At 45.6% G+C, this 13,740-nt stretch carries 11 protein-coding genes and 1 other RNA gene; all 12 read left to right on the top strand.

Going from position 1 to position 13,740, the window contains the following annotated elements; translation table 11 throughout:
• The first annotated feature begins 6 nt into the window (after nt 1-6).
• The 12 genes from rsmI (at nt 7) to murC (ending at nt 13,705) form a co-directional block, all read left to right on the top strand.
• Nucleotides 7-870, top strand: a complete 864-nt coding sequence (gene rsmI, locus L3V23_RS04250; RefSeq protein WP_042480473.1) for a 16S rRNA (cytidine(1402)-2'-O)-methyltransferase — start codon at nt 7-9, stop codon at nt 868-870.
• Nucleotides 871-961: 91 nt separating this feature from the next.
• An RNA gene (gene rnpB, locus L3V23_RS04245) (RNase P RNA component class A) lies at nt 962-1,391 on the top strand.
• 186 nt (nt 1,392-1,577) lie between these two features.
• Nucleotides 1,578-2,528, top strand: coding sequence for a 16S rRNA (cytosine(1402)-N(4))-methyltransferase RsmH (gene rsmH / locus L3V23_RS04240; RefSeq protein WP_102940477.1), 951 nt, complete (start codon nt 1,578-1,580; stop codon nt 2,526-2,528).
• A gap of 7 nt (nt 2,529-2,535) precedes the next feature.
• Complete coding sequence (gene ftsL, locus L3V23_RS04235; RefSeq protein WP_042480467.1) at nt 2,536-2,853, top strand: cell division protein FtsL; 318 nt, start codon at nt 2,536-2,538, stop codon at nt 2,851-2,853.
• Between the two features lie 71 nt (nt 2,854-2,924).
• Complete coding sequence (locus L3V23_RS04230) at nt 2,925-4,607, top strand: penicillin-binding transpeptidase domain-containing protein (RefSeq protein WP_237291961.1); 1,683 nt, start codon at nt 2,925-2,927, stop codon at nt 4,605-4,607.
• A gap of 20 nt (nt 4,608-4,627) precedes the next feature.
• Nucleotides 4,628-6,112, top strand: coding sequence for a UDP-N-acetylmuramoyl-L-alanyl-D-glutamate--2,6-diaminopimelate ligase (gene murE / locus L3V23_RS04225; protein ID WP_102966085.1), 1,485 nt, complete (start codon nt 4,628-4,630; stop codon nt 6,110-6,112).
• Entirely contained in the window at nt 6,109-7,470 is a 1,362-nt protein-coding gene (murF, locus tag L3V23_RS04220; protein WP_102966086.1) for a UDP-N-acetylmuramoyl-tripeptide--D-alanyl-D-alanine ligase, read from the top strand. The genes murE and murF overlap by 4 nt, the downstream gene beginning before the upstream one ends.
• Nucleotides 7,467-8,549 carry a phospho-N-acetylmuramoyl-pentapeptide-transferase gene (gene mraY, locus L3V23_RS04215; protein ID WP_042480455.1) on the top strand — a complete coding sequence of 361 codons (1,083 nt, stop codon included), beginning with the start codon at nt 7,467-7,469 and terminating at the stop codon, nt 8,547-8,549. The genes murF and mraY overlap by 4 nt, the downstream gene beginning before the upstream one ends.
• Before the next feature lie 74 nt (nt 8,550-8,623).
• Nucleotides 8,624-9,952: a UDP-N-acetylmuramoyl-L-alanine--D-glutamate ligase gene (murD, locus tag L3V23_RS04210; RefSeq protein WP_042480452.1), complete on the top strand. Its 1,329-nt coding sequence runs from the start codon at nt 8,624-8,626 to the stop codon at nt 9,950-9,952.
• A 37-nt stretch (nt 9,953-9,989) separates the two neighbouring features.
• Nucleotides 9,990-11,180: a cell division protein FtsW gene (gene ftsW / locus L3V23_RS04205; protein ID WP_042480449.1), complete on the top strand. Its 1,191-nt coding sequence runs from the start codon at nt 9,990-9,992 to the stop codon at nt 11,178-11,180.
• The gene (gene murG / locus L3V23_RS04200; protein WP_102954429.1) at nt 11,170-12,234 is read left to right on the top strand and encodes an undecaprenyldiphospho-muramoylpentapeptide beta-N-acetylglucosaminyltransferase; all 1,065 of its coding nucleotides are present in this window, start codon (nt 11,170-11,172) and stop codon (nt 12,232-12,234) included. Before ftsW ends, murG begins: the two co-directional genes overlap by 11 nt.
• A 10-nt stretch (nt 12,235-12,244) precedes the next feature.
• Nucleotides 12,245-13,705, top strand: a complete 1,461-nt coding sequence (gene murC / locus L3V23_RS04195; protein WP_102954428.1) for a UDP-N-acetylmuramate--L-alanine ligase — start codon at nt 12,245-12,247, stop codon at nt 13,703-13,705.
• Nucleotides 13,706-13,740 lie beyond the last annotated feature (35 nt).

Here is a 13,740-nt window from a genome sequence, read left to right as displayed (position 1 = left end):
AAACAAATGACAGATAACAAAACCTTGCCGGCAGAGGTCCCAACTTTATACATTGTTCCTACTCCGATAGGCAATTTAGGGGATATTACCCAGCGCGCCTTAGACGTGCTCTCAAGTGTTGACGTTATCGCAGCAGAAGATACTCGCCATACTGGCAAATTACTTTCTCACTTTAATATCCAAACCAAAACCTTCGCTTTGCATGATCACAACGAACAACAAAAAGCTCAAGTATTAGTTGAAAAATTGTTAGCTGGAGAATCAATTGCATTGGTTTCAGATGCTGGAACACCACTTATCAGTGATCCAGGATACCACTTGGTGACACAATGTCGTCAGGCTGGAGTTAAAGTTGTGCCACTTCCAGGTGCGTGTGCGGTAATTACAGCGTTAAGTGCCTCTGGTCTGCCGTCAGACCGCTTTAGTTTTGAAGGCTTCTTGCCTGCTAAAAGCAAGGGTCGTAAAGATAAATTTATGGAAATTGCAAAAGTTGAACGCACTTGTATCTTCTATGAATCTCCACATCGTATTACGGAATCGCTGCAAGATATGCTGTCTGTCCTTGGTCCAGAGCGAGAAGTGGTATTGGCTCGTGAGTTGACGAAAACTTTTGAAACGATTCAAGGTATGCCGCTTGGCGAGTTGATTGAATGGATTGAAGAAGACGAAAACCGCAAACGCGGTGAAATGGTGCTGCTTATCCATGGGCACAGAGAGCAAGCAGACGAGGCTCTTCCTGATGAAGCATTGCGTACACTAGCCATCTTGACTAAAGAATTGCCACTTAAGAAAGCGGCGGCATTAGCTGCAGAAATTTACAACCTGAAGAAAAATGCGCTTTATAAGTGGGGATTGGAAAATCTGAATTAATCGTCTGTATTTTAAGCATCTAAGGGTTAATTGGCGCTTGGAAGGCATTCTTCCTAGACACTGAGTTGAGTTATCTATAGAATTCGCGCTCGGAGTTGACTGGGTAGTCGCTGCTTTGTTGATGTCCTTCGGGAGACTGGCGTTGAAGTCCTTTGGGAGACTGACGTTGACGTCCTTCGGGAGACTGACAAAGGGGAGGAAAGTCCGGGCTCCATAGAGCAGGGTGCCAGGTAACGCCTGGGGGGCGCAAGCCTACGACAAGTGCAGCAGAGAGAAGACCGCCGATGGCCCGTAAGGGATCAGGTAAGGGTGAAAGGGTGCGGTAAGAGCGCACCGTGCGTCTGGCAACAGTTCGTAGCAAGGTAAACTCCACCCGGAGCAAGACCAAATAGGCCTCCACATTGCGTTGCTCGCGTAAGGAGGCGGGTAGGTTGCTTGAGCCAGTGAGTGATTGCTGGCCTAGACGAATGGCTACTGCCGCGCAAGCGGAACAGAACCCGGCTTATACGTCGACTCCACCTATTTCAGACCCATCATAACTACCTCGTTATGATGGGTTTTTTGCTTTATATTGACTTAGTTGATAGCAAAACCACTAAACTTAGTACAATGTCACGCCCTGTAAGCGCTTATGGGTAGCAGTAGTGTAAGAATTCGGTACACTACAGGATGATTATGTACGGGCTGGCCCGCAGAACGAGAAACTTATGACTGACACTTTCCAACATATTTCTGTACTTCTTCATGAATCAATTGATGGCTTAGCGATCAAACCTGATGGTATCTATATTGATGGAACTTTTGGCCGTGGTGGTCACAGTCGTACCATTCTGTCCAAACTGGGTGAAAACGGTCGTCTATACAGTATTGACCGCGATCCACAAGCAATCGCAGAAGCACAGAAGATTGATGATCCTCGTTTCACTATCGTACATGGCCCATTCTCTGGTATCGCTGAGTACGCTGAACGTTATGATTTAGTTGGAAAAGTCGATGGTGTTCTGTTTGATTTAGGCGTGTCGTCACCACAACTTGATGACGCAGAACGAGGCTTCAGTTTTATGAAAGATGGCCCTCTGGATATGCGTATGGATCCAACGTCAGGTATCCCCGTTTCTCAGTGGTTGATGGAAGCTGACCTTGATGACATTACTTGGGTGATTCGTGAGTTTGGTGAAGACAAACATGCTCGCCGAATCGCTAAAGCCATTGTTGCTTATCGTGAAGAGGAAGAGAACGAGCCACTAACGCGTACCAGTCAGTTAGCGAAGTTAATTTCTGATGCAGCACCAAAAAGTTTTAAAGAGAAAAAGCACCCAGCCACTCGCGCTTTCCAAGCATTCCGCATCTACATCAACAGTGAACTGGAAGAAATTGATACGGCATTAAAAGGTGCGGCATCAATTCTGGCTCCTGAAGGTCGTCTATCGGTGATCAGCTTTCACTCATTAGAAGATCGCATGGTGAAACGCTTTATTCGTAAAGAGAGTAAAGGTCCGGAAGTTCCTCATGGTATTCCTCTTACTCAAGACCAAATCAAAGCTTTGGGTAGCGCAAATTTAAAAGCGATAGGCAAAGCGATTATGCCTTCGAAAGAAGAAGTTGAAATGAATCCACGCTCACGCAGTTCGGTTCTGCGTATTGCTGAGAAACTTTGATTTATTTATGCCTCAATCTAAAACTAACCTTGCCAAACTGATCGTCGTTGACCTGTTTACTGTGGGTCGGGTGCCGTTAGTGTTATTAATCTTGATCTTTGCGAGTGCAATGGGCGTGGTATTTACCACCCATCACACTCGCCAAGCTATTTCTGAAAAAGATCAGGCTTTTATGGAAAGGGATAGATTGGATAATGAATGGCGCAATTTGATTCTCGAAGAAACTGCTCTTGCTGAACACAGCCGAGTTCAAGAACTTGCTCAAAAAGATCTGGAAATGAAACGTCCAGATGCGGATAAGGAAGTTGTGGTTAACCTGAAATGAAAAAAAAGCCAGTTCAAGCAAAAGCGAAATCTAACAAATCTGCCACTAAACCTGCTCCATCTAAAGAAGCGATGCCAGCTCCAGTTTTCATCCGCTGGCGTTTCTATCTGCTTATTTTCTTTCTTCTGGCCGCTATGGCTGCGCTTATCGGGCGTGTCGCTTTTATCCAAGTTATCGAGCCTGACAACTTAATCCGCGAAGGGGATATGCGCTCTATTCGTGCAAAAGAACTGCACTCGGCGCGCGGCATTATCTCAGACAGAAATGGTGAAGCGATCGCAGTTAGTGTTCCCGTGGAAGCGGTCTGGGCAGATCCGGTAGCCATTTTTAAAAATGGCGGGTTGCAGGAAAAAGATCGCTGGCATGCTCTTGCTGATGTGTTGGGGTTAGACCGCAATGCGCTGTTGAAAAAAATATCAGACAACAGCACGCGTCGTTTCATCTACCTTCAACGCCAAGTGAGTCCGGCGATGGCGAAATATATTCGCGAGTTAAAACTCAATGGTGTTGGTCTAAAAGCCGAATCCCGTCGCTATTATCCCGCAGGTGAAGTCAGTGCTCACCTCATCGGTGTAACAGGGATCGATGGTCATGGTTTGGAAGGTGCTGAGCGCAGTTACGATAAGTGGCTGACTGGTGAGTCAGGCAAAAGCATTATTCGTAAAGACAGATATGGTCGTGTAGTGGAAAACATCTCACTAGAAGAGAGTGAGGAAGGTAAACCACTGCAACTGACAATTGATCAACGTCTACAAGCAATAGCTTTCCGCGCGGTGAAACAGGCGATGGCTGACTACCGAGCAACGTCCGCATCCGCTGTGATGTTAGATGTGAAAACAGGCGCTGTACTGGCGATGGTTAACGCGCCGTCTTACAACCCGAATAACCGTAACGACTGGCAAAGTTTCAAAATGCGTAACCGTGTGATTACGGATGCGTTTGAACCGGGTTCAACAGTGAAGCCTTTTGTCGTCCTTGCTGCTTTAGCTAATGGTATAGCAGATAAAAACACAATTATTGATACCGGTGATGGCGTGTTGCAGATCGGTGGTAGCCGTGTGCGCGACACATCAAAAGTCGGCAAAGCTAATCTGCAAATGATTTTGAAAAAGTCGAGCAACGTTGGTGTGACGAAACTTGCTCTTCAAATGCCTCTCGAAGCGCTGTTGGGTATGTATAACTCTGTTGGTCTGGGAGAAATGTCTGGGCTTAACCTAGTCGGTGAAACCGCGGGTATTTTCCCAAGCCGCAACCGCTGGTCTCAATTTGAAATTGCCACACTCGCTTTTGGATACGGCCTGGCGATTACTCCAATCCAATTAGCACATGCTTATGCCACTTTAGGTAATTTCGGGGTTTATCAACCTATTCATATTATCGAGAACAATCAACAGGATCTGTCGCATCGCGTGGTGGACGCTAAGTACGCAAAACAAGTGCTGGAAATGTTAGAAACCGTGACTCAACCAGGTGGTACGGCGGTTAAAGCTGCGGTTCCTGGGTATCGTATTGCAGCAAAATCAGGAACATCGCGTAAAGCTATTGCTGGTGGGTATAGTGATGAATACTTTGCTTACACAGCTGGTGTTGCTCCAGTTAGCGATCCGAGAATTTCGCTGGTGGTGATGGTCAATGAACCGCAAGGTGATTCCTACTACGGCGGCGCAGTAGCGGGTCCTGTTTTCTCAGAGATCATGAAAGGGGCATTGCAAATTCTGAACATTGTCCCTGACGAAAACAAATTTCAAGAATAACAATTAGTGTGAGAATCCGTATGAACACTAGTAAGGCTTTATCTGAACTTATCTCTCCTTGGCTTCAAGCAAACCCAGCTTGGGCCAATATCTCTGTTACTCGTTTAGATCTCGACAGCCGTAAAATTCAGGCTGGTGATACTTTTGTTGCCATCGTTGGGCATGCCGTCGATGGTAGAAAATTTATCGATACCGCTATAGAACGTGGCGCAAATGCCGTGTTAGCTCAAGCGTGTTCGCTCAACAATCACGGCCATGTTGAATGGAAATCGGACGTTCCAGTTATCTATATTGATCAGCTTGATCAGCATTTGTCTGAACTGGCTGGAAATCTGTATGGTTCTCACCAAAGTCGTTTAGTGGGCGTTACCGGAACCAACGGTAAAACCACAATTACTCAGCTCATCGCACAATGGATTGATTTATTGGGGCAAAAAGCGGCGGTGATGGGAACAACAGGTAATGGTTTCCTTGCTAATTTAGCTCCTGCAGCAAACACCACTGGCAGCGCGATTGAGATTCAGGCTCAGTTGCACCAGCTTGCTAAGCAGGGCGCAGACTTTACCGCTTTAGAAGTTTCTTCTCATGGTTTGGTGCAAGGACGAGTGAAAAAGCTCAATTTTGATGTCGGCGTATTTTCGAACCTAAGTCGTGATCATCTGGATTATCACGGCACCATGGAAGAGTATGCGAAAGCTAAATTCTCTCTCTTTACCGAACACCAATGTAAAAATGCGATTATCAATGTTGATGATGCAGTAGGCTTGGAGTGGAGTGCTAAACTGCCTCACGCTGTTGGCATTTCTCTGAAATCAAAACCTAATACAGAGCGAGCGCTTTGGGCAACACAAGTCAATTATGCAGAAACGGGGATTACCCTTAGTTTTGACGGTAGTTGGGGCGCTGGCGAACTGCACGTTCCTTTGATTGGTGAGTTTAACGCTTCGAATGTCATGCAAGCTTTTGCGACGATGTTATCGCTGGGTTTTGCGAAAGAAGAGCTAATCAAAACCGCGCCACAATTAAAACCAGTGCTTGGCCGCATGGAACTGTTCCAAGTGCCGAATAAAGCAAAAATTGTGGTGGATTATGCGCATACTCCTGACGCATTAGAGAAAGCGCTGCTGGCGCTTCGAGTGCATTGCAGCGGTAAGCTTTGGGCAATTGTTGGCTGTGGCGGTGACCGAGATAAGGGCAAACGCCCTATGATGGCTTCAATTGCTGAAAAGTTTGCCGATCGTGTCATCCTCACCGATGACAATCCGCGTAGCGAAGATCCGGCCGCAATTGTACAAGATATGCTGGCAGGCTTAGACAAACCGGATGACGCTCAGATTGAGCACAGCCGTTATTTAGCAGCAAAATTTGCGGTTGATAATGCTGAAGCGGATGACATCATCCTGCTGGCCGGAAAAGGTCATGAAGATTACCAAGTGATGGCGCATGAAACCGTTCATTATTCAGACCGAGAGTCTGCTCAAACTTTATTGGGGTTAGCATTATGATTAAGACATCTTTATCCCAGTTAAGTGAAGTTTTAAGTGCACGTTTAGTTGGTCAAGACTGCAATATCGAAGCGGTAACTACTGATACTCGTCAGGTGCCAGAGAAGGCTCTATTTGTTGCTTTGGTCGGTGAGCGTTTTGATGCGCACGACTTTGCCCAGCAAGCTTTGGGTAATGGCGCTTGTGCGCTTTTGGTGGAACGAGAGTTAGATATTGCTTTACCGCAGTTAGTTGTTGCCAATAGTAAATTAGCATTGGGTAAGCTCGGTGCATGGGTTCACCAAGTATGCGCTACTCCGACAGTAGCGATTACTGGCAGTTGCGGTAAAACCACCGTTAAAGAAATGGTGGCGAGTATTTTGTCTTCTAAAGGACAGGTACTTTTCACTTCTGGTAACTTTAACAATGATATTGGTGTACCTCTGACTCTGCTTCGTTCGACGGAGCAAGATGATTATGCGGTCATCGAATTAGGTGCCAACCACATTGGTGAAATCGCCTATACCACCGAATTAGTTCAACCGGATGTTGCCTTAGTGAACAATGTGGCCGCTGCGCACTTAGAGGGTTTTGGCTCTATTGACGGTGTGAAACGTGCCAAAGGTGAAATTTATCAAGGTTTAAAAGCTGCAAGTACGGCGATAGTGAATCTTGATAGCAATGGTGGCGAACTGTGGCAATCTGTATTGGCAGACAAAACGGTGAAAACCTTTTCAGCCCTGAACACGAGTGCAAATTTTCATGCGAAGAACGTTCAACTGGATTCAGCCGGTCAAGCCTCATTTGATATGGTGACACCAATTGGTGAGATTCGCATTTCTTTAAACATTATTGGTCAGCACAACGTGTCTAATGCGCTAGCGGCATCGGCTCTGGCAATTGAAATGGGCGCGACGTTAAACGAAATTCAATTTGGTTTGTCTCATTTACCTAAGGTAAAAGGCCGAGTGGATGTGCAAAAGTTAACCGATAACATCACCTTAATTGATGACAGCTACAACGCGAGCGTTCCAGCTATGAAAGCTGCTGTTGACTTGTTGGCGAGTTTTTCTGACAGCCGTTGGTTAATTTTAGGCAATATGGCGGAGTTGGGTGATGAAAGTCTTGCACTTCACCAACAAGTCGGAGAACATGCTGCACCATTCAATTTTGAATTTGTCTTGACCTATGGCGCTGACGCGAAAGTGATTAGCGATGTTTGTCATGGTAAGCATTTTGAAAGTCATCAAGAGATGATCAGTTTCATCGAGCAGGTTCTAGAACAACAACAGAATCGTTCTCATGTGCTGTTAGTCAAAGGCGCTAATAGTGCAGGTATGAGTAAGATTGCTGCTGCTCTTAAGGAGAATTACTCATGATTATTTGGCTAGCGGAGTTACTCCAGCCATATTTTTCGTTTTTTCGTTTGTTCGAATACCTATCATTTCGAGCAATTGTGAGCATTTTGACAGCACTTGCACTGTCGTTATGGATGGGGCCTCACTTAATTAAGCGCTTACAACTTCTGCAAATTGGTCAAGTCGTTCGTAATGACGGACCTGAATCTCACTTTAGTAAGCGTGGTACACCGACTATGGGCGGTGTGATGATATTAGCGTCTATTTTTGCCACGGTTCTGCTTTGGGCGGATCTTTCCAACCCGTATGTATGGGCTGTATTAGCGGTTCTTGGTGGTTATGGCGCCGTCGGATTTGTTGATGACTATCGTAAAGTCGTACGTAAAAACACCGATGGTTTGATTGCTCGCTGGAAATACTTCTGGCAATCAGCCATTGCTCTGGTTGTCGCTTTTGCATTGTATGCACATGGTAAAGATACAGCTGCGACTCAACTTGTTGTGCCTTTCTTCAAAGACATAATGCCTCAGCTAGGTATGCTCTATATCGTCCTGACTTACTTTGTGATTGTTGGCACCAGTAACGCTGTTAACTTGACCGATGGTTTAGACGGTCTTGCTATTATGCCAACTGTGCTTGTATCGGCTGGTTTTGGTGTGATTGCATGGGCAACAGGTAACGTTAACTTTGCAAGTTACCTTCATATTCCATACATCCCTTACACTTCAGAGTTGGTGGTAGTGTGTACCGCCATTGTTGGTGCTGGCTTAGGTTTCTTATGGTTTAACACTTACCCAGCACAAGTGTTTATGGGCGATGTCGGTTCGTTGGCTCTTGGTGGCGCTTTAGGTACCATCGCGGTACTTGTTCGACAAGAATTTGTGTTGGTTATCATGGGCGGTGTATTCGTCATGGAAACCATTTCAGTGATCCTACAGGTGGGTTCATACAAACTACGTGGTCAACGTATTTTCCGTATGGCGCCAATTCATCACCACTATGAACTAAAAGGTTGGCCAGAGCCGCGCGTAATCGTTCGTTTTTGGATCATCTCGATTGTGTTAGTTTTAATTGGCTTAGCAACACTTAAAGTACGTTAATAGCTAAAGTACGTTAGTTACGAGCTAAACAGAAATAATGATTGGGGAACATCCCCAAAGGATATGGATTTAAAATGGACCGTTGGCAAGGCATTCAGCATGTTGTGGTCGTAGGGCTCGGTATTACCGGGCTCTCTGTCGTTAATTATCTGCGAAAGTTTCATCCTCAAATTGAGGTGAAAGTGATTGATACTCGCGAAAATCCGCCGAGCAAAGAACAGCTTCCGGCAGACGTTGCTTTGCATAGCGGCGGCTGGAATATGGATTGGTTGTTGGCCGCAGATTTGATCGTGGCAAATCCGGGGATTGCGTTAGCGACACCGCAGGTTCAGCAAGCGATTGCCGCCAATATTCCTGTAGTAGGTGATATCGAACTGTTTGCTTGGCAAGTGCAAAAACCAGTAGTCGCAATTACGGGATCCAATGGTAAAAGTACAGTTACCGACCTCATGGGTGTGCTAGGCAACGCGGCTGGGATTAAAACTTCGATTGGTGGCAATATCGGTGTTCCAGCGCTCGATTTGCTCTCTGAAGATTCTGATCTTTATGTTCTTGAACTGTCGAGTTTTCAACTTGAAACGACTTCCAGCCTAAAGCTTAAAGCGGCAGCATTTTTAAATCTTTCTGAAGATCATATGGATCGCTATGACGGTATGGAATCTTACCGCCAAGCTAAATTACGCATCTTTGAACATGCTGAAACCTTAGTTGTGAACGCCGATGATCGTCAAACCTATCCAGATTCAAACAGCGCTAATCTGGTGAGTTTTGGCTTAGATAATCCTGCGGATTTCTACACTAAAGAGAACCAAGGGCAAGAGTGGTTAATGGCTGTTGATGAAGCTGTATTACCATCGGCAGAGCTGAGCTTAGTCGGGCGTCACAATGTAGCCAATGTATTAACTGTTCTGGCGTTACTTAAAGCGGCTGGTATTGATTACAGTGACTCACTGCTCAGTGCATTGAAGTCTTACACCGGATTGACGCATCGTTGTCAGGTGGTTGAAGACAAAAATGGTGTTAAGTGGGTAAATGACTCGAAAGCCACAAACGTAGCAAGCACGCTAGCGGCGCTATCAGGTTTATCTCTGGAAGGGCGTTTGTATTTGATGGTTGGCGGACTCGGTAAAGGCGCAGATTTCTCTTCGCTCAAGCCTGTATTCGCAACTTTACCTCTGAAACTTTGTTGTTTTGGCGCAGATGGCGATCAGTTTATGCCTCTTCACTCGTCTGCACGTCGATTTGAGACAATGGAACAGGTAGTTAAAACCATTCATCCTGAGCTAAAACAAGGCGATATGGTGTTACTGTCACCTGCTTGTGCCAGCATGGATCAGTTTAAGAACTTTATGGACCGAGGCGAGCAGTTTGCCGCTCTAGCTAAACAATTTGCAGATAAGTAACTTGAGCCTAAGAGTCAAGTAATCGAAAGGTAATGTTTTGGGACGATTTAAACCAATAAATTCTATTCATAAGTGGCTACGAACACCCTCCCCAGAGGCTTTGTTTGATCGTCAGCTCGTCTGGATAGCATTGGGTTTAATGTTGATTGGTCTTGTGATGGTGACATCCGCATCGTTTCCGATCAGTTCAAGGCTAACGGATCAACCGTTCCACTTTATGTTTCGCCATGCTCTGTTCTTGTTATTAGCAATCATTACCTCATCGGTCATTTTGCAAATACCTATTCAGCGTTGGTCTCAATATAGCTCTGCATTACTCGCTATATCCTTTTTTCTGTTAGTTGTGGTACTGATCGGTGGTAAATCGGTTAACGGTGCATCTCGCTGGATTCCTTTGGGGCTATTTAACTTGCAGCCAGCAGAGGTCGCAAAGCTGTCACTGTTCATCTTTATGTCGGGTTACTTGGTTCGTAAACAGGATGAAGTTCGGGAGACTTTCTTTGGCGGATTCATCAAACCTATCTTGGTGTTTATGGCGTTAGCGGTATTGCTGCTGTTGCAGCCGGACTTAGGTACTGTGGTTGTGATGCTGGTGACTTTGTTCGGCATGTTGTTTATTGCTGGTGCGAAGTTGTCCCAGTTCCTCGCCTTAATGGTGGCCGGTATTTTGGTGATTGTCGGACTCATTGCCGCAGAACCTTATCGTATACGCCGTGTAACTTCTTTTCTTGACCCTTGGGATGACCCGTTCGGAAGCGGTTATCAGTTAACCCAATCACTGATGGCTTTTGGCCGTGGTGAGTGGTTTGGTCAGGGGCTAGGTAATTCCATTCAAAAGCTAGAATATTTGCCTGAAGCACATACAGACTTCGTATTTGCAGTCGTAGGTGAAGAACTTGGCTTCGTTGGCGTAGTGCTGATTTTAATGCTGATATTTAGTCTGGTTCTCAAAGCGGCTTTCATCGGTAAAAAGGCATTTGAACATGACCACCAGTTTGGTGGCTATTTGGCACTCAGTATCGGTATCTGGTTTGCTTTTCAAACGCTGGTTAACGTTGGTGCTGCTGCTGGTATGGTGCCAACCAAAGGTCTTACTTTACCCCTGATTAGTTACGGTGGTTCCAGTTTAATTGTTATGTCGGTAGCAGTATCTATTTTGCTTCGTATTGATCATGAATGCCGAGTAGAACGAGTTCGACAGATAGAAGAAAATACGGATGAAGAATAAGAAACGTTTAATGGTGATGGCTGGTGGTACTGGCGGTCACGTTTTCCCGGGATTGGCAGTGGCGAAGAAGCTTCAACAGCAAGGCTGGGAAATTCGCTGGTTAGGTACGGCTGACCGAATGGAAGCCGACTTAGTACCTAAGCATGGTATTGAGATTGATTTTATTCGTGTAAAAGGGTTGCGTGGGCAAGGTATTGCTCGTTTGATTAAAGCGCCTTTTCAAATCATTAATGCCATTTTGCAAGCCAGACGCCACATGAAAGCTTGGCAACCTGATGCGGTACTTGGTATGGGCGGATACGTCAGCGGACCTGGTGGTATCGCTGCTTGGTTGCAAGGTATTCCCGTTATTCTGCATGAACAAAATGCGGTCGCAGGCTTAACCAATCAGTGGTTATCGAAAATTGCATCGCGAGTGTTTCAGGCTTTCAATGGTGCATTTCCGAATGCGCCTGTGGTCGGAAACCCTGTTCGTACGGATGTCGTTGAACTGCCCGAGCCGAATCAACGTCTTGCTGAACGCAGTGGCCCTATCCGTGTGTTGGTCATGGGCGGTAGCCAAGGTGCTAGAATTCTCAATCAAACATTACCGGAAGTGATGGCTAAATTAGGCGAAGGCTATGAAGTGCGTCATCAGGCTGGTAAAGACAATCAAGCGGAAGTTGAGCAAGCTTACCAAGTGGCTGGTGCTAAGAACTTTCAGGTAACCGAATTTATTGATGATGTTGCGCAAGCTTATGCATGGGCGGATTTGTTAGTTTGTCGCTCTGGTGCGTTAACGGTTTCAGAAATTTCAGCAGCGGGCGTTGCTGCTATTTTTATCCCATTTATGCACAAAGATAGGCAACAAGCACTGAATGCCGATCATTTAGTAGAATGTGGCGCAGCCAAAATGATAGAACAACCGCAATTGACGGTTGAAAAGCTCAGTCAAACTATTGCTCAACTCGAACGTACCCAATTATTAGATATGGCTAACAAAGCTCGTCAAGCAGCAAAATTAGATGCAGACCAAGTGGTTGCTGATGCCATTATCGCTATTACTGAGAAATGAGAACCTATTCATGAAGATCAAACATACTCAAGACTTAGCTCAAATCCGAGCAATGGTGCCTGAAATGCGCCGAGTTAAATGCATACACTTTATCGGCATAGGTGGTGCAGGTATGAGCGGTATAGCGGAAGTGTTGCTGAATGAAGGTTATCAGATCACAGGCTCTGACATCGCGGCTAATGCGGTGACCGAACGTTTAGAAAGTATCGGTGCGTCTGTATTCATTGGTCATCAAGCGTCGAACATTGACCAAGCAAGTGTGGTGGTTGTATCAACGGCGATTAATGAGCAAAACCCAGAAATTCAAGCGGCTCGTGAAAAGCGTATTCCAATTGTACGTCGCGCTGAAATGTTAGCTGAGTTGATGCGCTTTCGTCATGGTATCGCAGTTGCGGGTACGCACGGCAAAACAACCACTACCGCTCTAGTGACTCAAATCTATTCAGAAGCAGGTATGGACCCGACTTTTGTTAACGGTGGTTTAGTGAAAAGCGCGGGCACAAACGCTCGTTTAGGCTCAAGCCGCGTATTGATTGCTGAAGCCGATGAGAGTGATGCATCATTCCTTCACTTGCAGCCAATGGCTACCATTGTGACCAACATTGAAGCTGACCATATGGATACTTATGGCGGTGACTTTGAAACGTTGAAGCAGACGTTCGTCGACTTCTTGCATAATCTGCCATTTTACGGTCAAGCCATTTTATGTATTGATGATCCAGTGGTTCGTGAACTGATTCCACGAATTAGCCGTCAGGTTATTACTTATGGTTTCTCTGAAGATGCGGATGTGCGTATTGAAAACTACCGTCAGCAAGGACAACAAGGCCAGTTCACGGTTGTTCGTAAAGGAAAACAGAATTTAGATATTACGCTGAACATCCCTGGTCGCCACAATGCTCTTAATGCTTCGGCTGCAATAGCGGTTGCGACGGAAGATGACATCAGTGATGAAGCCATTCTAAAAGCATTGATTAGTACACAAGGTACAGGTCGTCGCTTTGACCATTTAGGTGAATTCGAAACCGGTAATGGTGTTGCAATGCTGGTGGACGACTATGGCCACCATCCAACAGAAGTGGACGTTACCATCAAAGCTGCTCGTAGCGGCTGGACTGATAAGCGTCTGGTGATGATATTCCAGCCACACCGTTATACTCGTACTCGCGATCTCTATGACGATTTTGCTAATGTGCTAGAGCAGGTCGATGTACTGATTATGCTGGATGTTTATTCTGCAGGTGAAAAGCCAATTGCAGGTGCAGATGGTCGTTCACTTTGTCGAACCATTCGTAGTCGAGGAAAAGTTGACCCTATCTTCGTTTCAGATAGTAAGACTTTGCCTGCTGTGTTAGCTAATGTATTACAAGATGGTGACTTAGTTCTGACTCAAGGCGCTGGTGATGTGGGCAAAGTAGCCAAACACTTACAATCTTTACAATTGAATATTGAAAAGATGCAAAAATATTAAATTCGTTGCTTATGGGTGTCCCATTCGTGATATTG

This window comes from Vibrio sp. A1-b2 (assembly GCF_021726015.1).
GTDB classification, from domain to species: domain Bacteria; phylum Pseudomonadota; class Gammaproteobacteria; order Enterobacterales; family Vibrionaceae; genus Vibrio; species Vibrio diazotrophicus.
Note: the sequence above shows the minus strand (reverse complement) of the source record. Positions and strands in the feature narration are given on the sequence as shown.

Excerpts from the sequence above, each read along its gene's own strand:
- murG (WP_102954429.1), top strand. The coding sequence starts at position 11,170 with ATGAAGAATAAGAAACGTTTAATGGTGATGGCTGGTGGTACTGGCGGT.
- murD (WP_042480452.1), top strand. The coding sequence starts at position 8,624 with ATGGACCGTTGGCAAGGCATTCAGCATGTTGTGGTCGTAGGGCTCGGT.
- rsmI (WP_042480473.1), top strand. The coding sequence starts at position 7 with ATGACAGATAACAAAACCTTGCCGGCAGAGGTCCCAACTTTATACATT.
- ftsL (WP_042480467.1), top strand. The coding sequence starts at position 2,536 with ATGCCTCAATCTAAAACTAACCTTGCCAAACTGATCGTCGTTGACCTG.
- murC (WP_102954428.1), top strand. The coding sequence starts at position 12,245 with ATGAAGATCAAACATACTCAAGACTTAGCTCAAATCCGAGCAATGGTG.
- murF (WP_102966086.1), top strand. The coding sequence starts at position 6,109 with ATGATTAAGACATCTTTATCCCAGTTAAGTGAAGTTTTAAGTGCACGT.
- L3V23_RS04230 (WP_237291961.1), top strand. The coding sequence starts at position 2,925 with ATGCCAGCTCCAGTTTTCATCCGCTGGCGTTTCTATCTGCTTATTTTC.
- rsmH (WP_102940477.1), top strand. The coding sequence starts at position 1,578 with ATGACTGACACTTTCCAACATATTTCTGTACTTCTTCATGAATCAATT.
- mraY (WP_042480455.1), top strand. The coding sequence starts at position 7,467 with ATGATTATTTGGCTAGCGGAGTTACTCCAGCCATATTTTTCGTTTTTT.
- murE (WP_102966085.1), top strand. The coding sequence starts at position 4,628 with ATGAACACTAGTAAGGCTTTATCTGAACTTATCTCTCCTTGGCTTCAA.